Origin of the sequence: Actinacidiphila sp. bgisy160, from assembly GCF_965342435.1 — a bacterium.
GTDB lineage: Bacteria > Actinomycetota > Actinomycetes > Streptomycetales > Streptomycetaceae > Actinacidiphila.
This window is the reverse complement of the sequence record NZ_CBDRCM010000007.1, coordinates 180,448-202,548: the sequence shown is the minus strand read 5'-3', so window position 1 is coordinate 202,548 and position 22,101 is coordinate 180,448. Positions and strand designations below refer to the sequence as shown.

Genomic DNA, 22,101 nt, shown 5'->3' with positions numbered 1-22,101 from the left:
CCCGCCAGCCGCACCTCCGCCGCGTGGGTGCGGCCCGGACGTCCGGGCCGCACCCGCGCGGTCATTCCCCGGTGCGGCGCAGCACGGCGAGGTACATCGCGTCGGTGCCGTGCAGGTGGGGCCAGAGCTGGACGTCGGGGCCGTCGCCGAGGCCGGGGACCCCGGGCATGAGGGGGCGGGCGTCCACCCATTCGGCCGGTACGGCGCCCGGGCGGCCCAGGACGTCCTCCACGACCGCACGGGTCTCGGCCGGGTGCGGGGAACAGGTCGCGTAGCCGACGACCCCCCCGACGCGCACCGCGCTCAGGGCGGACTCCAGGAGGCCGCGCTGCAGGGGCGCGAAGCCCGGGACGTCCTCGGCGCGCCGGCGCCAGCGCGCCTCGGGACGGCGGCGCAGGGCGCCGAGACCGGTGCAGGGCACATCGACCAGGACGCGGTCGAAGGCGCCGGGACGCCAGGCGGGGCGGGTGCCGTCGGCGACGATCACCCCGTACGGCCCGGGGTTGCCCGCCAGGGCGCGGGCGACGAGCCGGGCCCGGTGCGGCTGCTTCTCGGAGGCGATCAGGGCAGCCCCGCGCTCCGCGGCGAGGGCGCCGAGCAGGGCCGCCTTGCCGCCGGGGCCGGCGCAGCCGTCCAGCCAGAGCCGGTCGGGGCCGTCGCCCAGCGGGGCCGCGGCCAGGGCGGCGGCGACGAGTTGGCTGCCCTCGTCCTGGACGCCGGCGCGTCCCTCGCGGACGGCCTCGATGGACGCGGGGTCGCCGCCCTCGGCGAGCCGGACGGCGTAGGGCGACCAGCGGCCGGGGAGGGTGGCGTCCGCGGGGAGCGCGGCGGCGAGGTCCTGCGGGGTGACGCGGCCGGGGCGCGCGACGAGGGTGACCTCGGGGCGCTCGTTGTCGGCCGCGAGCAGCTCCTCCATGCCCGCGCGGCCCCCGCCGAGGGCGTCCCACAGGGCCGAGACGATCCAGCGCGGGTGCGAGTGGACGACGGCGAGGTGGTCCTCGGGGTCCTCGTCGTAGGGCGGCGCCACCTCGTCCAGCCAGGCGTCCAGGTCCTGCGCCGCGATCCGGCGCAGGACCGCGTTGACGAACTTCGCCCGGCCGTCGCCGAGGACCACGCGCGCCAGCTCGACGGTGGCGGAGACGGCGGCGTGGGTGGGGATGCGGGTGCCCAGCAGCTGGTGGGCACCGAGCGACAGCACGTCCAGCACGGGCGGGTCGACCTCCCGCAGCGGCCGGTCGACGCAGGCGGCGATGACGGCGTCGTACGTGCCCTGGCGGCGCAGGGTGCCGTAGACCAGCTCCGTGGCGAGGGCGGCGTCGCGCCGGTCGAACTCGCGGCCCTTGCGCGCCGCCTCGGTCTCGGCCTCGCGCAGCAGCGACGGCAGGACGAGGTTGGCGTAGGCGTCGCGCTCGTCGACGGCCCGCAGCGCCTCGAACGCCAGGATGCGCACGGGGTCGCGCTGGGGCTTGCGGTAGGGCCGGCCGCCCTGCGGGGGCCCTCCCTGGTGGTGCCCCCCGCGGGTGGCGGGGCGCGGTCGGCGGCGTGACGGTTCGCTCACGTGGAAGGTGCTCCGGGAGTGTCGGTGGTACGGCGGGGCGCGGTGGCGCCCCGCTTCGAGCGTACGTGGAAGGCGCGGTCAGGCGCCGAGCCGTTCGCCGGAGGGGACGCGGACGCCGCGCGCCCAGTCGGCGGCGGGCATCGGCTTCTTGCCCTGCGGGCGCACCTCGCCGAGCTCCACGGCGTGGCTGCCGGTGCCCACGTACACGGCGCGCTTGGTGACCTCCAGCACGCCGGGCGCCAGGTCGGTGCGCTCGGGCAGCAGGGTGACGGGGCCGACCTTGAGGCGTTCGCCGCCGAACAGGGTCCAGGCGCCGGGCGCCGGGGTGCAGCCGCGGATCACCCGGTCCACGCGCAGCGCCGGGGCGTTCCAGTCGACGCGGGCGTCGTCGACGGTGATCTTGGGGGCCAGGCTGACGCCCTCGGCGGGCTGCGGCCGGGCGACCAGCGTGCCGTCCTCGATGCCGTCCATGGTGGCGGCGAGCAGCTTCGCCCCGCTGTGCGAGAGCCGGGTGAGCAGGTCGCCGCTGGTGTCGCGGGGGCGGACGTCCTCGGTGACGACGCCGTACACCGGCCCGGAGTCCAGGCCCTCCTCGATGAGGAAGGTCGCGGCCCCGGTGACCTCGTCGCCCGCCATGACGGCGTGCTGCACCGGGGCAGCGCCGCGCCAGGCGGGCAGCAGGGAGAAGTGCAGGTTGACCCAGCCGCGGGCGGGCACGTCGAGGGCGACGCGGGGCAGCAGCGCTCCGTAGGCGACGACCGGGCAGCAGTCGGGGGCGATCTCGCGGAGCCGGGCGAGGAAGTCCTCGTCACGGGGCCTGGCGGGCTTGAGGACCTCGATGCCGGCCTCCTCCGCGCGCTGGGCCACCGGGCTGGCGACGAGCCTGCGCCCGCGCCCCGCCGTGGCGTCCGGACGGGTGACGACGGCGACGACCTCGTGCCGGCCGGAGGCGATCAGGGCGTCGAGGGCGGGAACGGCGACCTCGGGGGTGCCGGCGAAGACGAGCCTCATGCGTGCGGGGTGCCTTTCTGCAGTGCGCGGCTCTACAGTGCGCGGCCGAACGTGCTGTGCGGGGAGACGCGGACCTGGGGCGCGGCCTGACCGGCCCACTCGGCCTCGCGTATCGCCTTCATCGCGGCCTTGCGCTGCTCGCGGTCGAGGCGGTCGATGAAGATGATGCCGTCGAGGTGGTCGGTCTCGTGCTGGATGCAGCGGGCGAGCAGCCGGGTGCCCTCGATGGTCACCGGGTCGCCGTGCATGTTGAAGCCCCGGGCGACGACGCCGTGGGCCCGCTTGGTGTCGAAGCGCAGCCCGGGCAGGGACAGGCAGCCCTCGGGGCCGTCCTGCTCCTCCTCGCTCAGGCTGAGGTCGGGGTTGACCAGATGGCCCAGCTCGCCGTCGACGTGGTAGGTGAACACCCGCAGCGAGACGCCGATCTGAGGGGCCGCCAGGCCGGCGCCGGGGGCGTTCCTCATGGTCTCCTCGAGGTCCTTGACGAGGGTGCGCAGCTCCTTGTCGAAGACGGTCACGGGCTGCGCCTTCATGCGCAGCACGGGGTCGCCGAAGAGGCGGATCGGCTGGATGGACACGCGTGGCTCCGTGGTCGGACGGTGACAGGGCAACCGCCCCAGTCTATGGGCCGCTGGAGTGGGGGCGCGCACCCTTGCGCACGCCCCCCAGAGGGTTCGATGCGCCCCTTATGCGTGACTCCACGGGAGTCTGGCGCGTTGGTCAAAGGAGTTTGACCCACAAGAGCCGGTTCGAGAGGCCAGTTGATGCCCGAACACGCAACTCATGACGCCCAGGCCAGGGCGAGCCTTCACCTGCTGGTGCGGGACATCGAGCGGGTCCGCCGACAGGTCGACGCGCTGCGCACCCTCACCACCCAGCTGGGCAATGTCTACCGTCCTCGCCGGGGCGGGCCGTCCGCGGGATTCGTGGTCTACGGCCGCGCCCCCGCCCCGACCGTCCGGCTCGCCCAGGAGCTGCGGGACAGCGTCGAGACCCTGGTGACCGCCGCCGTCGAGTTCGACCGCTCCCTGGGCTTCAGCTGGGACGCCGTCGGCTCCGCGCTGGGCGTCACCAAGCAGGCCGTCCACCGGCGGTACGGCAACCGGCGCTCCGCGCCGTCCGGAGCGGCCGCGGCAGAGGTGCACGCCGAGCCCCCGGCCGTCGTGCCCTCCGTGCCCGCGGCCCGCGCGATGCCCGCGCACGCCGCCCCCACCGCCCGCGAGGAGGCCGTCCCCGGCGCGGTCCCCTCCCCGCGCACGGGCTGATCCTGCGGCTCCCCGGGCACGCCCGCCCCGCCGCCCGCCACGCCGACAGGACGGCCGCCGGGGCGGGCGCGTACGGGCGCACACGGGTACGGGCACCGGTACGGGCACACCGCGGTCAGGGCCGCCGGGGCTCCGCGGGCAGCCGCCCCAGATCCAGTTCCAGCTCCCCCACGGTCTGGCCGCCGCTGGACTCCCCCGTCGGCCGGAAGCCGAGCCCCAGGTAGAAGCGTTCCGGGCCGCCCTCGCCGGGATGCCAGGTGGTCGTGAGGCGGGTGCCGCCGCGGCGCCGGATCTCCTCCGCCACCGACTCGACGGCGAACCTGCCGTAGCCGCGGCCCTGTTCACCCGCCGCGACGGCGAGGCGCCACAGGCCCGAGCGGAGGTCGGTGCCGCTTCCGCCGGCCGCGAAGTCGATGTCGAAGAAGGCCATGAGGAAGCCGACGATCCGGTCGCCGTCGAGGATCAGCCGGGGCCAGGCCGTCTCCCCGTGGGCGTACGCCTCGGCGAGGGACTTCACGACTGGCGCCACCAGGTGTTCCTGGTCGGGACGCACCTTGAGGGCGATCGCGGCGTCGACGTTGTCAGGGGTGATCTTCTCCAGACGGAGCGTGCTGGTCATAACCGGAACCATAGGCCGGTGCGTCAAGCGCCTTTCCCCATTCACTCCGTTCCCCCGTTCCCCCGTTCTCCCGGTCGCCGGCTAGCCGATGTCGGGCGGGTCGATACGGACCCGGACCGGATCGGGCTCCTTGCGGGCGATGCGGGCGGTCTGCGCGGACTTCAGCGCGGCCGCCAGGGCGGCGCCGTTGCCCGGCGGCACGCGCAGCAGCACGCGCTCCCATCGCTCCCCGGGCGGGGTGTCCCCGGAGCGGCGGGGCCGAGCGGGGTCGGTGATCGGCAGTGGCACCGGGCCGAGTACGTCGGTGCCCTCCGGGAGCCGGACCGTGGCCAGCAGGTCGGCCACGGCGGCGGGGCGACCGCTGACCGCGGCCATCCGGGAGACCGGGGGGAAGCCCAGTTCGGCCCGTTCGGCAAGCTCGCGCACGGCGTGGCCGACCGGGTCCCAGCGCACGAGTGCCTGTACGGGTCGCAGCGTGGGCTCCGCGAGGACGACCACCGTGCCGCCCTCGCCGGCCGGGCGCACCAGCGCCGCCGCGGCGGCCCATCGGCGCAGGGTCTCCTCCCCCGCCCGCAGGTCCGGGCGGCCCAGCAGGGCCCAGCCGTCCAGCAGCAAGGCCGCCGCGTAGCCGCCGTCGGCGACGGGTTCCGCGCCAGGGGTCGAGATCACCAGCGCGGGGGCACCCGGCACCGAGGCCAGCACGCCGTCGCGCCCGGAGGTCCGGACCGGCACCTTGGGGAAGGCCCGCCCCAGTTCGTCGGCGGTGCGCCGGGCACCGACGACCTGGGCGCGCAGCCGGAAGCCGCCGCACTCCTTGCAGTGCCAGGCCGCCTCGGGCCGCCCGCACCAGCCGCAGTGCGGCGCGCTCTCCCCGTCGCCGAGCTGCAGCGGCCCCGCGCAGTGCGCGCACCGGGCGGGCTCGCGGCAGCGCTCGCAGGCCAGCCGCGGCACATAGCCCCGCCGGGGCACCTGCACCAGCACCGGACCGCGCTGCAGCGCGTCCCGCGTCACCTGCCACGCAACCGACGGCAGCCGTGCCGCCCGCGCGGCGGCGTCCCGCGCCTCGTCGCCCTCTCCGACGGTACGGACCAGGGGCGCGGCCGCGCGTACCCGCTCGCGCGGTGCGGTCAGTGGGAGCGCCCACTGGGTGTCGACCAGCTGCGCGCCCTCCACGGTGCAGGTGAGGCCGCCGAGCAGGAAGCCCGTCCGCTCCTCGGCGGCCCGCAGCAGCAGGACGTCCCGGGCGTGCGGCTGCGGTGCGTGCTGCTCGGCGTGGCTGGAGTCGCCGTCGTCCCAGAGCACGGTCAGCCCGAGGTCCGCCACCGGCGCGAACATCGCGGCCCGGGTGCCGACGACGGCGCGTACGCTGCCCCGGCTCACCCCGAGCCAGCGGCGGTAGCGCTCCTCCGGCCCGGCGTCGGCGGTCAGCAGCACATGGCGGCCCTCGCCGACGATCGCGGTCAGGGCCTCGTCGACGCGAGCGGCGGCGCGGCCGTCCGGCAGGACGGCCAGCGCCCCGCGCCCCGACGCGAGCGCCGCCGCCATGGCGCGGGCGATCTCCTCGGGCCAGTACGGCCCGGGCAGCGCCGTCCACACCGCCCGCGGGGTGTCCCCGCGGGCCAGCGCCTGCAGGAACGCCGGCCCGGTCGGATAGCGCCGCCAGGGCCCGGGCTCGGGCGCCCGGGGCGCCGGCAGCGGATCCCGTACCGGCTCCGCCTCGACCTTGGCCCGGCGCGGCGGCACCGCGAGCTGCACGATGTCGGCGAGGGCGCCCGCGTAGCGGTCGGCGACGGCCCGGCACAGCCGGAGCAGGCCGGGGGTCAGCACCTTCTCGGGCGACAGGACCTGGGCGAGCGGAGCGAGGGGGCCGCGGTAGTCGCTCTCGGTCAGCCGGTCGACGATGAAGCCGTCGTGCAGCTCCCCGCCCTCGCGGCGGCCGCCCTTTCCCACCCGGCCGCCGAACCGCACGCGGACGCGCACGCCGGGCTGCGCGTCGGCGTCCATGGCGGCGGGAACCGCGTAGTCGAAGTACTGGTCCAGGTGGAGGAGGCCCTTGTCGACCAGGACGCGGGCCACGGGGAGCCCTTCGGCCAGCGCCGCGCCCCGCCAGGTGCGCGGCTTGGCACGGGGCTCGTTGGCCTTGCGCACCGCCTCCCGGATGAGCGCGAGCTGCTCTCCCCCGTGCGGCTCCGCCGCCGGGGACACCTGCCGGTCGTCCTCGCTGCTCACAGCCTCAGTGTTACCAGACGCCTCGGACAGCCGGCCCCGCCCCGGGCCCGGGCACGGGGCGGCGCACGCCCTCCTGCCCACGGCGGACACTGCGTGGAGCCCCGTCGAGGCCGTCGGTACCAGGTGCCGCTGCCGCCGCAGGCCGAGCCATGCGCCGTGGTGTCGGAGATCCTGGGTCAGGAGCTGGCCGGCCTGGCGCGGAGGCGCTGGTGCCGTCGCGGCGGATGGGTGAGCCGGCCGAGTAGGGGATGCGGGCGGACGCGTCGGCGCTGCGTCGGCATCCGGACGGCCGCCGCCTTGCGACGCTGCTGGCGCCCCGATGCCGCGTCCACGCACGCCGACGGCCCCGGACCGGGGGTCCGGGGCCGTCGCCGGCTGTGCGGGCGCGAGGCCTAGAGGCCGGCCGCCTGGCGCAGCGCCTCGACACGGTCGGTGCGCTCCCAGGTGAAGTCCGGCAGCTCGCGGCCGAAGTGGCCGTAGGCCGCGGTCTGCGCGTAGATCGGCCGCAGGAGGTCGAGGTCGCGGATGATCGCGGCCGGGCGGAGGTCGAAGACCCGGCCGATGGCCTGCTCGATCTTCTCGTGGTCCACGGTGTGGGTGCCGAAGGTCTCCACGAACAGGCCGACGGGCTCGGCCTTGCCGATCGCATAGGCGACCTGGACCTCGCAGCGCGAGGCGAGGCCCGCGGCGACGACGTTCTTGGCGACCCAGCGCATGGCGTAGGCGGCGGAGCGGTCCACCTTGGACGGGTCCTTGCCGGAGAAGGCGCCGCCGCCGTGGCGGGCCATACCGCCGTAGGTGTCGATGATGATCTTGCGGCCGGTGAGGCCGGCGTCACCCATCGGGCCGCCGATCTCGAAGCGTCCGGTGGGGTTGACCAGCAACCGGTACCCATCCGTGTCGATCTTGATGCCGTCGTCGAGCAGCGCCTTCAGCTCCGGCTCCACGACGAACTCACGGATGTCGGGGGCGAGCAGCGACTCGAGGTCGATGTCGCTGGCGTGCTGCGAGGAGACGACGACGGTGTCGAGGCGCACGGCCTTGTCGTCGTTGTACTCGATGGTGACCTGGGTCTTGCCGTCGGGCCGCAGGTAGGGGATGGTCCCGTTCTTGCGGACCTCGGTGAGCCGCCGGGAGAGCCGGTGCGCCAGCGTGATCGGGAGCGGCATCAGCTCGGGGGTCTCGTCGCAGGCGTAGCCGAACATCAGACCCTGGTCGCCCGCGCCCTGCCGGTCGAGCTCGTCGTCGTCGCCCTCGACCCGGCTCTCGTAGGCCGTGTCGACACCCTGCGCGATGTCCGGGGACTGCGCACCGATGGAGACCGAGACACCGCAGGAAGCGCCGTCGAAGCCCTTCTTCGACGAGTCGTAGCCGATGTCGAGGATCTTGTTCCGCACCAGGGTCGCGATGTCCGCGTACCCCTTGGTGGTGACCTCTCCGGCGACGTGCACCAGACCGGTGGTGATCAACGTCTCGACGGCGACGCGCGAGGAGGGGTCCTCCTTGAGCAGGGCGTCGAGGATCGTGTCGCTGATCTGGTCAGCGATCTTGTCGGGGTGGCCCTCGGTCACGGACTCCGAGGTGAACAGGCGGCGGGACACATCGCTCCCTGGGGTTGCAGCGGCTGCTGGCTGATCATTGGCGGCTCGCGCGGGGCTGCGCCCGGCGGGCCATGGGTCAGTTTATCGTCCGGCTCATGCACAGGGACACGGCATCTCGCACCTTGGATATGCCGTGACCTGCGACACTGTGCATCACCTCGGGACGGAACGCCAGTAGCGCACACGTACCGCCTTGAAGTGTCGTCAGGTCAGACGGGCCGCGACCAGATCCCAGACCTGCTCGGCCAGCGCCTCCTTGGGCCCGTACGGCACGGCGGTCTCACTGCCGTCGGCGCCGAGCACCACGGCCTCGTTCTCCTCGGACCCGAAGGCCTTGTGGTCCCCCACCTCGTTGACGACCAGCAGGTCGCAGCCCTTGCGGGCGAGCTTGGCGCGACCGTTGGCCAGGACGTCGTCGGTCTCGGCGGCGAAGCCCACGACGATTTGGGCGGGGTGCGGCCGTTCGGCTGACAGCTCGGCGAGGACGTCGGGGTTGCGCACCAGCTCCAGCGGCGCGGGCTCCTCGCCGTCCTTCTTCTTGATCTTGCCCTCGGCGTACCGGGCCGGACGGAAGTCCGCGACGGCGGCCGCCATCACCACCACGTCGGCGCCGGACGCGGCCTTCAGTACGGCCTCGCGCAGCTGCACCGCCGTGCCCACGCGCACCACGTCCGCCCCCGCCGGGTCGGCGAGGCCGGTGTTGGCGGAGACCAGGGTGACCCGGGCGCCCCGCGCCAGGGCCGTGCGCGCCAGGGCGTAGCCCTGCTTGCCGGAGGAGCGGTTCCCCAGGTAGCGGACGGGGTCGAGGGGCTCGCGGGTGCCGCCGGCGCTGATGACGACGTGGCGTCCGGCCAGGTCGTTCTCCAGCGCGCGGGGTCCGCGCAGCAGCACACGGCGGCAGGCCTCGAAGATCTCGGCGGGTTCGGGCAGCCGGCCCTTGCCGGTGTCGACCCCGGTGAGGCGGCCGACCGCGGGCTCGAGGACGATGGCGCCGCGGCGGCGCAGCGTCGCCACGTTCTCCTGGGTGGCGGCGTGCTCCCACATCTCGGTGTGCATCGCGGGCGCGAACACCACGGGACAGCGCGCGGTGAGCAGGGTGTTGGTGAGCAGGTCGTCGGCGAGCCCATGGGCGGCCTTGGCGAGCACGTCGGCGGTGGCCGGGGCGACCACGACGAGGTCGGCGCCCTGCCCGATGCGCACGTGCGGCACCTCGTGGACGCTCTCCCACACCTCGGTCGAGACGGGGTTGCCCGACAGCGCCGACCAGGTGGCCTCACCGACGAAGTGCAGCGCCGAGGCCGTGGGCACGACGCGTACCTCGTGGCCCGACTCCGTGAACCGGCGCAGCAGCTCGCACGCCTTGTAGGCGGCGATCCCGCCGCTCACGCCCAGGACGACCTGTGGCTTCCCCATCGACCTCTCCCGCGCTGTGTTGGACCGTGGTGCGTACTACCCATGACACACCACGGGCCCGGCGGTCGTGCCGCCGGGCCCGTGGTGTGACGCGTGGGCGCGGTTACTGAGCCGGGCCCTCGACGGCCTCGGAGGTCAGCAGACCCGCGTTGATCTCGCGCAGCGCGATCGACAGCGGCTTCTCGTGCACGTGGGTGTCCACGAGCGGGCCGACGTACTCGAGCAGGCCCTCGCCGAGCTGCGAGTAGTAGGCGTTGATCTGACGGGCACGCTTGGCCGCGTAGATCACGAGGCTGTACTTCGAGTCGGTGGCCTCGAGCAGCTCGTCGATCGGCGGGTTGATGATGCCCTCGGGCGTGGTGATGGAAGAGGACACGCTCTACCTTCCGATTGGGTGTGCAAAAAGATCAGACTACAGCCATCAAGGCTAGCAGCTCGCGGGCGACGTCCTCGACGGAGGTGTTCACCAGGGTGGTGTCGAACTCCGGCTCGGCCGCCAGCTCGACCCGCGCGGCCCCCAGGCGGCGCTCGATGACCTCGGGGGCCTCGGTGCCCCGGCCGGTGAGCCGGCGGACCAGCTCGTCCCAGCTCGGCGGTGCGAGGAAGACCAGCCGCGCCTCGGGCATCGACTCCCGGACCTGGCGGGCGCCCTGCAGGTCGATCTCCAGCAGGACCGGCTCGCCGGCCTCCAGGCGCTCCAGCACCGCCTGGCGAGGCGTGCCGTACCGGTTCCCCGCGAACTCGGCCCACTCCAGCAGTTCGCCGTTGGCGACGAGCTTGTCGAACTCGTCGTTCTCGACGAAGTAGTAGTGCACCCCGTGCTTCTCACCGGGGCGGGGCTTGCGGGTGGTGGCCGAGACGGAGAGCCACACCTCGGGGTGGACTGTGCGCATATGAGCGACGACCGTGCTCTTGCCGACCCCCGAGGGGCCGGAGAGCACGGTCAGCCGCGGACGTTCACTCATGGAGCGATTATCCCGGTTCCCGGAGGGTGCTGGGAACGTCAGGCAGCGGGGCTGCCGAACTCGCGCTCGAGGGAAGCGATCTGGTTGGAGCCGAGCCCACGGACCCGGCGGCTCTCGGAGATGCCGAGCCGCTCCATGATCTGCTTGGCGCGGACCTTGCCCACGCCGGGCAGGGACTCCAGGAGGGCGGAGACCTTCATCTTGCCGATGACGTCGTTCTCCTGGCCCTGCTTGATGACCTCGTGCAGCGAGGCGCCGGAGTGCTTGAGCCGATTCTTGACCTCGGCGCGCTCCCGGCGAGCCGCGGCGGCCTTCTCGAGCGCGGCAGCGCGCTGTTCAGGGGTAAGGGGCGGAAGAGCCACGCCTACGTCACCTCGGAAGTAGAACTGTCGGATACGGACCGGTGTGGAACCTAGTCGCCCCCCACCTGCAGGGGCAACGTGAAACGCGCACCTTGCGCGCTCTCGTCGGAGACTAGCGGCCCCAGCGGCCACAGTCAGCGCAAACAAGAAGAAAAGTCCTGGTCAGCGTCAACCGACCAGGACTTTTGGGACAAATCTGCGCAGGTTTCCGGACGTCTTGACCGCTACTTGACGACCGAGGCCAGCTGCGCGACCTCCCTTTCGGCCGCTTCGCGCAGCGCCGGGACGGACGGTCCGAGCCTCAGCACACCCCTGCTGACGCTCGGCACGACGTTGCGCACGGCACCCCCGAACACCCTGGGGAGGTCGGCCGCCGTGGCGCCCTGGGCGCCGATGCCGGGGGCCAGGAGGGGCCCGTTGACGGCCAGGTCCACACCCGCCTGATCGAGCGTCGCGCCCACGACCGCGCCGACCGATCCCAGCGGCAGGTCGCCCTCGTTCTCCGCCGCGATGTGGTTCAGCATCACCTGGGCGAGGGACGCGCCGCTCGCCGCGGTTGACCGCTGCACCTCCGCGCCCTCCGGATTGGAGGTCAGGACGAGCACGAAGACGCCGCTGCCGCTCGCCCGGGCGGCGTCCAGGGCGGGGCGCAGCGAGCCGAACCCCAGGTACGGGCTGAGGGTGACCGCGTCCGAGAACAGCGGCGAGGCGGGGTCCAGGTAGGTGGCGGCGTACGCGGCCATGGTGGAGCCGATGTCGCCGCGCTTGGCGTCCATCAGCACCAGGGCGCCGGCCGCACGCGCCTCGGCGACGGCCGTCTCCAGGACCGCGATGCCGCGCGAGCCGAACCGCTCGAAGAAGGCGCTCTGCGGCTTGAGGACGGCGACCCGGTCGGCCAGCGCCTCCACTACGGTGCGGGTGAAGCGCTCCAGGCCGGCGACGTCGTCCTGCAGCCCCCAGGCGGTCAGCAGGGAGGAGTGCGGGTCGATGCCGACGCAGAGCGGCCCACGGGTGTCCATGGCGCGGCGCAACCGGGCGCCGAAGGGCTCGGGGTTCATCGCGGGGTGGCTGCCTTCCGGGTCTCGGCGCCGACGGCGTCGGCGAGGGTGTCGTACGGGCTGGCCTGCAGCAGCGCGGCGAGGTCCCGGTGGATCGTGCGGCACCAGAAGGGACCCCGGTAGACGAAGGCGCTGTAGCCCTGGACGAGGGTGGCACCGGCCAGGATGCGCTGCCAGACGTCCGCGGCGGTCTCGACCCCGCCCACCCCGACGAGGGTGACGCGGTCGCCGACGCGGGCGTACAGGCGGCGCAGCACCTCCAGGGAGCGTTCCTTGAGGGGGGCGCCGGACAGCCCGCCGGTCTCCTTGACCAGGTCGGCGTCCGAGCGCAGGCCGAGGCCGTCGCGGGCGATGGTGGTGTTGGTGGCGATGATGCCGTCCAGGCCGAGTTCGAGAGCGAGGTCGGCGACGGCGTCCACGTCCTCGTCGGCGAGGTCGGGGGCGATCTTGACCAGGAGCGGGACGCGGCGGCCGGTGACGGTGCGGTCGGCGGCCGCGCGCACGGCGCTGAGCAGTGGACGGAGGTGGTCGACGGCCTGCAGGTTCCGCAGTCCGGGAGTGTTGGGCGAGGAGACGTTGACGACGAGGTAGTCGGCGTGGCGGGCGAGCCGCTCGGTGGAGGTGACGTAGTCGGCGACCGCCTCCTCCTCCGGGACGACCTTGGTCTTGCCGATGTTGACGCCGACCGTGGTCGGGAAGACCGCCTTGCGGTCGGCCAGGCGCGCGGCGACCGCGGCCGAGCCCTCGTTGTTGAAGCCCATGCGGTTGATCAGGGCGCGGTCGGCGACAAGGCGGAAGAGCCGCTGTCCGGGGTTGCCCGGCTGCGGCTGGGCGGTGACGGTGCCGATCTCGACGTGGTCGAAGCCGAGCATGGTGAGCCCGTCGATGCCGACGGCGTTCTTGTCGAAGCCGGCGGCGAGCCCGAAGGGGCCGTGCATCCGGCGGCCCAGTGCCTCGGTGCGCAGTACGGGGTACCGCGGCGCGAGCAGCGCGGCGGCGAAGGTGCGCAGGACCGGGATTCGGGCGGCGAGCCGGATCCAGCCGAAGGCGAGGTGATGGGCCCGCTCGGGGTCGAGGCGTTTGAAGAACAGGTTGAACAGGACGGAGTACATGCGGGGCCTTCCGGCGGTCGACGGGGCGGGGACTCGTGAAGAGGGGGACACCGGTCCGGTGTCCCCCTCCTTCGCCTACGCCTCGCGGGCGGCGGTCAGGTGCTGCGCGTGTTCCTGCAGTGAGCGGACCCCGACGTCGCCGCGGCCCAGCGCGTCGACGCCCTGGACGGCGGCGGCGAGCGCCTGCACCGTCGTCAGGCACGGCACGCCGCGGGCGACGGCCGCGGTGCGGATGTCGTAGCCGTCGAGGCGGCCGCCGGTGCCGAACGGGGTGTTGACGATGAGGTCGATGGCGCCCTCGTGGATGAGCTCGATGATGGTGGGCTCACCGTTGGGGCCGGTGCCCTCGCTCTTCTTGCGCACCACGGTGGCCCCGATGCCGTTGCGCCTCAGCACCTCGGCGGTGCCGGAGGTGGCCAGCAGCTCGAAGCCGTGCTCGACCAGCGCGCGGGCCGGGAAGATCAGCGCGCGCTTGTCGCGGTTGGCGACCGAGACGAAGGCGCGGCCCTTGGTCGGCAGCGCGCCGTAGGCGGCGGCCTGCGACTTGGCGTACGCCGTGCCGAAGACCGAGTCGATGCCCATGACCTCGCCGGTGGAGCGCATCTCCGGGCCGAGGACGGTGTCGACGCCCCGGCCGTGCACGTCGCGGAAGCGGCTCCAGGGGAGCACGGCCTCCTTGACGGAGATCGGCGCGTCCAGCGGCAGGGTGCCGCCGTCGCCGTGGGCCGGGAGCAGGCCCTCGGCGCGCAGCTCGGCGATGGTGGCGCCGAGCGAGATGCGGGCCGCCGCCTTGGCCAGCGGGACAGCCGTCGCCTTGGAGGTGAAGGGGACGGTGCGGGAGGCGCGCGGGTTGGCCTCCAGCACGTAGAGGATGTCCCCGGCCAGGGCGAACTGGATGTTGATCAGACCCTGGACGCCGACGCCCTTGGCGATGGCCTCGGTGGAGGCGCGCAGCCGCTTGACGTCGTGGCCGCCGAGGGTGATCGGCGGCAGGGCGCACGCGGAGTCGCCGGAGTGGATGCCGGCCTCCTCGATGTGCTCCATGACGCCGCCGAGGTAGAGCTCGTGGCCGTCGTAGAGCGCGTCGACGTCGATCTCGATGGCGTCGTCGAGGAATCGGTCGACCAGCACCGGGCGGTCCGGGCCGATCTCGGTGGACTCGGCGATGTACGAGGCGAGGCGGGTCTCGTCGTAGACGATCTCCATGCCGCGTCCGCCGAGCACATAGGAGGGCCGGACGAGGACCGGGTAGCCGATCTCGTCGGCGATGGCCTTGGCCTCCTCGAAGGTGGTGGCCGTGCCGTGCTTGGGGGCGGGCAGGCCCGCCCGGGCCAGGACGCGGCCGAAGGCGCCGCGGTCCTCGGCGAGGTGGATGGCCTCGGGCGAGGTGCCGACGACGGGCACCCCGTTGTCCTTCAGGGCCTGGGCGAGGCCGAGCGGGGTCTGGCCGCCGAGCTGGACGACGACGCCCGCAACGGGGCCGGCCTGCTGCTCGGCGTGGACGATCTCCAGGACGTCCTCCAGGGTGAGCGGCTCGAAGTAGAGCCGGTCGGAGGTGTCGTAGTCGGTGGAGACGGTCTCCGGGTTGCAGTTGACCATGACGGTCTCGTAGCCCGCGTCGCTCAGCGCGAAGGAGGCGTGGACGCACGAGTAGTCGAACTCGATGCCCTGGCCGATGCGGTTCGGGCCGGAGCCCAGGATGATCACCGCGGGCTTCTCGCGCGGCGCGACCTCGCTCTCCTCGTCGTAGGACGAGTAGAAGTACGGGGTGCGGGCGGCGAACTCGGCGGCGCAGGTGTCGACCGTCTTGTACACCGGCCGGACCCCAAGCGCGTGCCGGACCTCGCGGACGACGTCCTCGCGCAGGCCGCGGATCGCGGCGAGCTGGGCGTCGGAGAAGCCGTACCGCTTGGCCTCGGCGAGCAGCTCGGGGTCGAGCTTGTCGGCGGCCGCGAGCTCGTCGGCGATCTCCTTGATCAGGAAGAGCTGGTCGACGAACCAGGGGTCGATCTTCGTGGACTCGAAGACCTCCTGCGGGGTGGCGCCGGCCCGGATCGCCTCCATGACGGTGTTGATGCGGCCGTCGGTGGGGCGCCGGGCCGCGAGCAGCAGTTCTCCCTTGTCGCCCGGGTCGCCGGTGAAGGCGAACTGGCTGCCCTTCTTCTCCAGGGAACGCAGCGCCTTCTGCAGCGCCTCGGGGAAGTTGCGGCCGATGGCCATGGCCTCGCCGACCGACTTCATGGTGGTGGTGAGGGTGGCGTCGGCGACCGGGAACTTCTCGAAGGCGAAGCGCGGCACCTTGACGACGACGTAGTCGAGCGTCGGCTCGAAGGAGGCCGGGGTCTGCTCGGTGATGTCGTTGGGGATCTCGTCGAGGGTGTAGCCGACGGCGAGTTTGGCGGCGATCTTGGCGATCGGAAAGCCGGTCGCCTTGGAGGCGAGCGCGGAGGAGCGGGAGACGCGCGGGTTCATCTCGATGACGATGACCCGGCCGTCCTCGGGGTTGACCGCGAACTGGATGTTGCAGCCACCGGTGTCGACGCCGACCTCGCGGATGACGGCGATGCCGATGTCGCGCAGGATCTGGTACTCACGGTCGGTCAGCGTCATCGCGGGCGCGACGGTGATGGAGTCGCCGGTGTGCACGCCCATGGGGTCGAAGTTCTCGATGGAGCAGACGACCACGACGTTGTCGTGCTTGTCGCGCATCAGCTCCAGCTCGTACTCCTTCCAGCCGAGGATGGACTCCTCCAGGAGCACCTCGGTGGTCGGCGAGAGCGTCAGGCCCTGGCCGGCGATGCGGCGCAGCTCCTCCTCGTCGTGGGCGAAGCCGGAGCCGGCGCCGCCCATGGTGAAGGAGGGGCGGACGACGACGGGATAGCCGCCGAGTGTGTCGACACCCGCGATGACCTCGTCCATGGTGTGGCAGATGACCGAGCGCGCGGACTCGCCGTGACCGATCTTGGCGTTGACCGCCTCGACGACCTCCTTGAACAGGTCGCGGTCCTCGCCCTTGTTGATGGCCTCGACGTTCGCGCCGATCAGCTCGACCCCGTACTTGTCGAGGACGCCGGCCTTGTGCAGCGAGATCGCGGTGTTGAGCGCGGTCTGGCCGCCCAGGGTGGGCAGGAGCGCGTCGGGGCGCTCCTTGGCGATGATCTTCTCGACGAACTCGGGGGTGATCGGCTCGACATAGGTGGCGTCGGCGATCTCCGGGTCGGTCATGATCGTGGCCGGGTTGGAGTTGACCAGGACCACGCGCAGGCCTTCGGCGCGCAGCACGCGGCATGCCTGGGTGCCGGAGTAGTCGAACTCGGCGGCCTGGCCGATGACGATCGGGCCGGAGCCGATGACCAGGACGGACTGGATATCGGTGCGCTTAGGCACGCTGGCCCTCCATGAGCTTCACGAAGCGGTCGAACAGGTACGCGGCGTCGTGCGGACCTGCGGCGGCCTCGGGGTGGTACTGGACGCTGAAGGCGGGGGTGTCGAGCAGCCGCAGGCCCTCGACCACGTTGTCGTTGAGGCACACGTGGGAGACCTCGGCCCGCCCGTACGGGGTGTCGGTGACCTGGTCGAGCGGCGCGTCCACGGCGAAGCCGTGGTTGTGGGCGGTGACCTCGACCTTGCCGGTGGAACGGTCCTGCACCGGCTGGTTGATGCCGCGGTGGCCGTACTTCAGCTTGTAGGTGCCGAAGCCGACGGCGCGGCCGAGCAGCTGGTTGCCGAAGCAGATGCCGAACAGCGGCGTCCTGCGCTCCAGGACGCCCTGGATGACGGTCAGGTCGGCGGTGGCCGGGTCGCCGGGGCCGTTGGAGAGGAAGACGCCGTCGGGGTTGACCGCGTATACCTCGTCCAGGGTGGCGCCGGCGGGCAGCACGTGCACCTCGATGCCGCGCTCGGCCATGCGCTGCGGGGTCATCCCCTTGATGCCGAGGTCGATCGCGGCGACGGTGAACTTCTTCTCACCGATCGCCGGGACGACGTACGGCTGCTCGGTGGCGACCTCGGCGGACAGGTCGGCGCCCTTCATCTGGGGGCTGGCCTGCACCGCGGCAAGGAGCGTGGCCTCGTCGGCCTGCGCCTTGTCGCCGGAGAAGATGCCGACCCGCATCGCGCCGCGCTCGCGCAGGTGACGGGTCAGCGCCCGGGTGTCGATGCCGCTGATGCCGACGACGCCCTGGCGGGTCAGCTCCTCGTCCAGGGTGCGGCGGGAGCGCCAGTTGGACGGCACGCGGGCGGGGTCGCGGACGACGTAGCCGGCCACCCAGATGCGGGAGGACTCCGGGTCCTCGTCGTTGACGCCGGTGTTGCCGACGTGTGGGGCGGTCATGACGACGACCTGGCGGTGGTACGACGGGTCCGTCAGGGTCTCCTGGTAGCCGGTCATGCCGGTGGAGAAGACGGCCTCGCCGAAAGTCTCCCCCATGGCCCCGTAGGCCCGGCCGCGGAAGGTGCGGCCGTCCTCCAGGACGAGTACGGCAGGGACCCTCGCGGGCCGCTGGGCGGAGGTCGTCATCGTGCGCCTTCCTGGTCGTGCGTGAGAGTGTTCAGGGCCTCGACCCACGCGGCGTGCTCGGCGGCGTGGTCCGAGCGGAAGCCGGAGTCGATCAGCCGGTCGCCGTGCGCCCAGGTGACCACCAGCAGGCCGCCCTCGGTGAGGACCTTGCCGGCGATTCCCTTGTCGAGCCGGGCGCCGCGCAGGTCTGCGGCGGGGACGAAGAAGCTCGGCGCGCCGGTGCGCTCGACGTCCAGCCCCAGGTCGGTGAGGGTGAGCTCGGCCCGGCTGCGCACGCCCAGCCCGTGGGCGACGATGCGGTCCAGCCACTGACCGGCGGTGGTGCTGCCGTGGTAGCGGCCACTCATCGTCGCGAGCCGGGGCTCGCCGGGCTCCTCGGGGGCGGTGGGGAGGGCGGGCAGGTCGCTCTGGAGGGTGCCGCGCCACTTCCAGCCCTGGCGCATCAGCCAGTAGACGAGGGCGATGAACAGCAGCAGCCCGACGACCCAGCCGATGCGGGCCGACCAGTCGGTGACCTCGGCGGAGTGCTTCCCCTCCGCCGCGATGAGTACCAGAGGTGTCACGAGAGCTTCCCGTCCATGACCGTCGCCTTGCCCCGCAGGAAGGTGGCGAACACCTGGCCCGGCAGCTCCAGACCCTCGTAGGGGGTGTTGCGGCTGCGGGAGGCGAAGCCCGCGGGATTCACCTCACCACGGTATGCCGGATCGACCAGCGTGAGGTTCGCGGGCTCACCAGCCGAGACGGGCCGTCCGTGGCCGGAGAGGCGGCCGATCGCCGCGGGCCGGAACGACATCCGGTCGGCGACGCCCGCCCAGTCGAGCAGGCCGGTGTCCACCATGGCGTGCTGGACGACCGACAGCGCGGTCTCCAGGCCGATCATGCCCATGGCCGCCGCGCCCCACTCGCAGTCCTTGTCCTCGTGCGGGTGCGGGGCGTGGTCGGTGGCGACGCAGTCGATCGTGCCGTCGGCGAGCGCCTCGCGCAGCGCCATGACGTCGGCCTCCGTGCGCAGCGGCGGATTGACCTTGTAGACCGGGTTGTAGGTGCGCACCAGCTCGTCGGTGAGGAGCAGGTGGTGCGGGGTGACCTCGGCGGTGACGTCCCAGCCCTTGGACTTGGCCCAGCGGACGATCTCGACCGAGCCGGCCGTGGACAGGTGGCAGATGTGCACGCGGGAGCCGACGTGGGCGGCGAGCAGCACGTCGCGGGCGATGATCGACTCCTCGGCGACGGCCGGCCAGCCGGTCAGGCCCAGCTCGCCGGAGACGACGCCCTCGTTCATCTGGGCGCCCTCGGTCAGCCGGGGCTCCTGGGCGTGCTGGGCGACGACGCCGTCGAAGGCCTTCACGTACTCCAGGGCGCGGCGCATGATCACGGCGTCGTCGACGCACTTGCCGTCGTCGGAGAAGACCCGCACACCTGCGGCGGAGTCGGCCATCGCGCCGAGCTCGGCGAGCTTCCTGCCCTCCAGGCCCACGGTGACGGCGCCGACCGGCTGGACGTCGCAGTAGCCGTGCTCGCGGCCGAGGCGCCACACCTGCTCGACCACGCCGGCGGTGTCTGCGACGGGGAAGGTGTTGGCCATCGCGTGGACGGCGGTGTACCCGCCCGCGGCGGCGGACCGGGTGCCGGTGAGAACGGTCTCGGAGTCCTCGCGGCCGGGCTCGCGCAGGTGGGTGTGGAGGTCGACCAGGCCCGGCAGGAGGACCTTGCCCTCGGCCTCCACCACCGTGGTGCCCTCGGGGGTGGTCAGGTCCTGGCCGACCTCGGCGATGGTCTCGCCGTCGATCAGGACGTCCCGCGGCTCGCCGCCGAGGATCCTCGCGCCGCGGATCAGCGTCTTCGGGGTCGCGCTCATGCTTGGTTGTTCTCCTCGGTGCGGGCGGGGGCGGAGACGGCGGGCTCGGCGCCGCCGAGCAGCAGGTACAGGACGGCCATGCGGATGCTGACGCCGTTCTTCACCTGCTCGACGGCGGTGCAGCGCGGCGAATCGGCGACCTCGGCGGTGATCTCCATGCCTCGGTTCATCGGGCCGGGGTGCATGACGATGGCGTGCTCGGGCAGCGCGGCCATGCGGAGGCCGTCCAGACCGTAGCGGCGCGAGTACTCGCGCTCGGTGGGGAAGAAGGCGGCGTTCATGCGCTCGCGCTGGACGCGCAGCATCATCACGCCGTCGGACTTGGCGAGCACCGCGTCCAGGTCGTAGGAGACCTCGCAGGGCCAGTTCTCGACCCCGATGGGCAGCAGGGTGGGCGGCGCCACCAAGGTGACCTCGGCGCCGAGCGCGCCCAGCAGCAGCACATTGGAGCGGGCCACCCGGCTGTGCAGCACGTCGCCGACGATCGTGATGCGGCGGCCGGCCAGGTCGCGGCCGGGGCCGGACAGGTGGCGGCGCATGGTGAAGGCGTCCAGCAGGGCCTGCGTGGGGTGCTCGTGGGTGCCGTCGCCGGCGTTGACGACACTGCCGCCGATCCAGTCGGAGTACGCCAGCCGGTGCGGGGCGCCGGACATGTGGTGGCGGATGACGACGGCGTCGGCGCCCATGGCCTCCAGGGTGAGGGCGGTGTCCTTGAGGGACTCGCCCTTGGACACCGAGGAGCCCTTGGCTGAGAAGTTGATGACGTCGGCCGACAGGCGCTTGGCGGCGGCCTCGAAGGAGATGCGCGTGCGGGTCGAGTCCTCGAAGAACAGGTTGACGACCGTGCGGCCGCGCAGGGTCGGCAGCTTCTTGATGGGGCGGTCTGCGACGCGGGCCATCTCCTCCGCCGTGTCGAGCACGAGGAGGGCGTCGTCGCGGGTGAGGTCGGCGGCCGAGATCAGGTGGCGCTTCATCGGGTCACTCCGAAGGATGCGTGCGGGGGCGGACTGGGTGGCGGCACGCCACGTCTCCCGGGCAGGCCGGGGGGCGGGGACGGGCGGGCGGGGCGCTGCCCCGGGAAACGGGGGCGCGCCCGGGCTACTCGTCCGCCGGGGAGCCGTCGCGTACGCCGAGCAGGACGCAGTCGCGCCCGTCCTCCTCGGTCAGGTGGACCTTGACGGTCTCGCGCAGCGAGGTGGGGATGTTCTTGCCCACGTAGTCGGCCCTGATCGGCAGTTCGCGGTGGCCCCGGTCGACCAGGACCGCCAGCTGCACGGCGCGGGGGCGGCCGATGTCGCCCAGCGCGTCGAGCGCGGCGCGGATCGTGCGGCCGGAGAAGAGCACGTCGTCGACGAGGACGACCAGCCGGCCGTCCACCCCGTCGGCCGGGATCTCGGTGCGGGCGAGCGCCCGCGCCGGGCGCAGCCGCAGGTCGTCGCGGTACATGGTGATGTCGAGCGAGCCGACCGGGACCTTGCCGCCGGTGATCTCGTCGAGCTTGTCGGCGAGCCTGCGGGCCAGGTGGACGCCGCGGGTCGGGATGCCCAGGAGCACCACGTCGTCAGCGCCCTTGGCGCGTTCGACGATCTCGTGGGCGATGCGGGTCAGGACCCGCGCGATATCCGGCGCCTCGAGTACGGGCCGGGCCGGATCGGAGCCGATGCTGGCCATGGAAAAAGGACCTCCTTCCCCGCCTCACTGGACGGGCCTTAAAGGACGCCAAAACGAACGGTTCCACCGTATCAGGCACCCTGGCGTGCTCCATGGCGGGCCCTGGCGGCCGCCTGGCGCGGGTCTCGGGGCGGGTCCGCCGTCCGTACCACGATCGACCTCGGATCCCGGCCGAAAGGCCGGTGACCGGCCATTCCTCGCTCTTCCGGGGGACCGGTGTGGACCATTCGGCTTGACGGATTCCAATTACGCTGCGTAACCTCACAGTGAGTTACTGAGTTTCCGTCCGGGGAGCCATATGTCCAGCGATTACGCCAAGCAGCTCGGAGCAAAGCTCCGCGCCATCCGCACGCAGCAGGGACTCTCCCTCCACGGCGTCGAGGAGAAGTCCCAGGGCCGCTGGAAGGCCGTGGTGGTCGGTTCCTACGAGCGCGGCGACCGCGCCGTGACCGTGCAGCGCCTCGCCGAGCTCGCCGACTTCTACGGCGTTCCGGTCCAGGAGCTGCTGCCCGGTTCCGCGCCGGGCGGTGCCGCCGAGCCGCCGCCGAAGCTCGTCCTCGACCTTGAGCGGCTGAGCCAGGTGCCCTCCGACAAGGCCGGTCCGCTGCAGCGCTACGCCGCCACCATCCAGAGCCAGCGCGGCGACTACAACGGCAAGGTGCTGTCGATCCGCCAGGACGACCTGCGCACCCTCGCCGTCATCTACGACCAGTCGCCCTCGGTCCTGACCGAGCAGCTGATCGGCTGGGGCGTCCTCGACGCGGACGCCCGGCGCGCGGTGCAGCACGAGGAGGGCTGACGCCCTCGGGAAGCAGAAACGTCCCGCCCCTTGGGCACGGCCGCGAAGGCCGCGTCTGAGG

The 22,101-nt window shown here is 73.0% G+C and carries 20 protein-coding genes; 2 read left to right on the top strand and 18 right to left on the bottom strand.

Features of this window, described 5'->3' with window-relative positions; translation table 11 throughout:
- Positions 1 to 61 precede the first annotated feature (61 nt).
- The 3 genes from ACRWNP_RS09645 to def form a co-directional block, all read right to left on the bottom strand.
- Positions 62 to 1,558: an RsmB/NOP family class I SAM-dependent RNA methyltransferase gene (locus tag ACRWNP_RS09645; protein ID WP_431960629.1), complete on the bottom strand. Its 1,497-nt coding sequence runs from the start codon at positions 1,556 to 1,558 to the stop codon at positions 62 to 64.
- A gap of 78 nt (positions 1,559 to 1,636) precedes the next feature.
- Entirely contained in the window at positions 1,637 to 2,569 is a 933-nt protein-coding gene (fmt, locus tag ACRWNP_RS09640; protein WP_431960628.1) for a methionyl-tRNA formyltransferase, read from the bottom strand.
- A 32-nt stretch (positions 2,570 to 2,601) separates the two neighbouring features.
- On the bottom strand, positions 2,602 to 3,147 hold the full coding sequence (gene def, locus ACRWNP_RS09635; protein WP_431960626.1) for a peptide deformylase: 546 nt from the start codon (positions 3,145 to 3,147) through the stop codon (positions 2,602 to 2,604).
- Between the two features lie 186 nt (positions 3,148 to 3,333).
- On the opposite strand from def, the gene ACRWNP_RS09630 reads away from it, so the two are divergent.
- Positions 3,334 to 3,834, top strand: a complete 501-nt coding sequence (locus ACRWNP_RS09630) for a hypothetical protein (RefSeq protein WP_431960625.1) — start codon at positions 3,334 to 3,336, stop codon at positions 3,832 to 3,834.
- Positions 3,835 to 3,949: 115 nt separating this feature from the next.
- Here the strand turns inward: ACRWNP_RS09630 and ACRWNP_RS09625 are convergent, their stop codons facing one another.
- The 15 genes from ACRWNP_RS09625 to pyrR all read right to left on the bottom strand — a co-directional run bounded on the left by ACRWNP_RS09625 (position 3,950) and on the right by pyrR (position 21,241).
- On the bottom strand, positions 3,950 to 4,453 hold the full coding sequence (locus ACRWNP_RS09625; RefSeq protein ID WP_431960624.1) for a GNAT family N-acetyltransferase: 504 nt from the start codon (positions 4,451 to 4,453) through the stop codon (positions 3,950 to 3,952).
- An 81-nt stretch (positions 4,454 to 4,534) separates the two neighbouring features.
- Entirely contained in the window at positions 4,535 to 6,682 is a 2,148-nt protein-coding gene (locus ACRWNP_RS09620) for a primosomal protein N' (RefSeq protein ID WP_431960623.1), read from the bottom strand.
- Positions 6,683 to 7,074: 392 nt separating this feature from the next.
- Complete coding sequence (gene metK, locus ACRWNP_RS09615; RefSeq protein WP_431960622.1) at positions 7,075 to 8,283, bottom strand: methionine adenosyltransferase; 1,209 nt, start codon at positions 8,281 to 8,283, stop codon at positions 7,075 to 7,077.
- A 204-nt stretch (positions 8,284 to 8,487) separates the two neighbouring features.
- Positions 8,488 to 9,696 (bottom strand): bifunctional phosphopantothenoylcysteine decarboxylase/phosphopantothenate--cysteine ligase CoaBC, encoded by a 1,209-nt coding sequence (gene coaBC, locus ACRWNP_RS09610; protein ID WP_431960621.1) that lies wholly within the window; start codon positions 9,694 to 9,696, stop codon positions 8,488 to 8,490.
- Positions 9,697 to 9,799: 103 nt separating this feature from the next.
- Positions 9,800 to 10,072, bottom strand: a complete 273-nt coding sequence (gene rpoZ, locus ACRWNP_RS09605; protein WP_030610454.1) for a DNA-directed RNA polymerase subunit omega — start codon at positions 10,070 to 10,072, stop codon at positions 9,800 to 9,802.
- Between the two features lie 31 nt (positions 10,073 to 10,103).
- Positions 10,104 to 10,661, bottom strand: a complete 558-nt coding sequence (gene gmk, locus ACRWNP_RS09600) for a guanylate kinase (protein WP_431960619.1) — start codon at positions 10,659 to 10,661, stop codon at positions 10,104 to 10,106.
- A 38-nt stretch (positions 10,662 to 10,699) separates the two neighbouring features.
- On the bottom strand, positions 10,700 to 11,023 hold the full coding sequence (locus ACRWNP_RS09595) for an integration host factor (protein WP_018564176.1): 324 nt from the start codon (positions 11,021 to 11,023) through the stop codon (positions 10,700 to 10,702).
- Positions 11,024 to 11,247: 224 nt separating this feature from the next.
- Positions 11,248 to 12,081 carry an orotidine-5'-phosphate decarboxylase gene (gene pyrF / locus ACRWNP_RS09590; protein ID WP_431960618.1) on the bottom strand — a complete coding sequence of 278 codons (834 nt, stop codon included), beginning with the start codon at positions 12,079 to 12,081 and terminating at the stop codon, positions 11,248 to 11,250.
- A complete protein-coding gene (locus ACRWNP_RS09585) occupies positions 12,078 to 13,193 on the bottom strand; it encodes a quinone-dependent dihydroorotate dehydrogenase (RefSeq protein ID WP_431960616.1) in 1,116 nt (371 codons plus the stop codon). The genes pyrF and ACRWNP_RS09585 overlap by 4 nt, the downstream gene beginning before the upstream one ends.
- A gap of 75 nt (positions 13,194 to 13,268) precedes the next feature.
- A complete protein-coding gene (gene carB, locus ACRWNP_RS09580) occupies positions 13,269 to 16,580 on the bottom strand; it encodes a carbamoyl-phosphate synthase large subunit (protein ID WP_431960614.1) in 3,312 nt (1,103 codons plus the stop codon).
- Complete coding sequence (carA, locus tag ACRWNP_RS09575; RefSeq protein ID WP_431960613.1) at positions 16,573 to 17,712, bottom strand: glutamine-hydrolyzing carbamoyl-phosphate synthase small subunit; 1,140 nt, start codon at positions 17,710 to 17,712, stop codon at positions 16,573 to 16,575. The genes carB and carA overlap by 8 nt, the downstream gene beginning before the upstream one ends.
- Positions 17,709 to 18,275 (bottom strand): hypothetical protein, encoded by a 567-nt coding sequence (locus ACRWNP_RS09570; protein WP_431960612.1) that lies wholly within the window; start codon positions 18,273 to 18,275, stop codon positions 17,709 to 17,711. The genes carA and ACRWNP_RS09570 overlap by 4 nt, the downstream gene beginning before the upstream one ends.
- Positions 18,272 to 19,570 carry a dihydroorotase gene (locus ACRWNP_RS09565; protein WP_431960611.1) on the bottom strand — a complete coding sequence of 433 codons (1,299 nt, stop codon included), beginning with the start codon at positions 19,568 to 19,570 and terminating at the stop codon, positions 18,272 to 18,274. The genes ACRWNP_RS09570 and ACRWNP_RS09565 overlap by 4 nt, the downstream gene beginning before the upstream one ends.
- A complete protein-coding gene (locus ACRWNP_RS09560; protein WP_431960610.1) occupies positions 19,567 to 20,544 on the bottom strand; it encodes an aspartate carbamoyltransferase catalytic subunit in 978 nt (325 codons plus the stop codon). The genes ACRWNP_RS09565 and ACRWNP_RS09560 overlap by 4 nt, the downstream gene beginning before the upstream one ends.
- A 124-nt stretch (positions 20,545 to 20,668) precedes the next feature.
- Positions 20,669 to 21,241, bottom strand: a complete 573-nt coding sequence (gene pyrR, locus ACRWNP_RS09555) for a bifunctional pyr operon transcriptional regulator/uracil phosphoribosyltransferase PyrR (protein WP_431960609.1) — start codon at positions 21,239 to 21,241, stop codon at positions 20,669 to 20,671.
- Positions 21,242 to 21,539: 298 nt separating this feature from the next.
- On the opposite strand from pyrR, the gene bldD reads away from it, so the two are divergent.
- Positions 21,540 to 22,040, top strand: a complete 501-nt coding sequence (gene bldD, locus ACRWNP_RS09550; protein WP_319134973.1) for a transcriptional regulator BldD — start codon at positions 21,540 to 21,542, stop codon at positions 22,038 to 22,040.
- Positions 22,041 to 22,101: the final 61 nt, after the last annotated feature.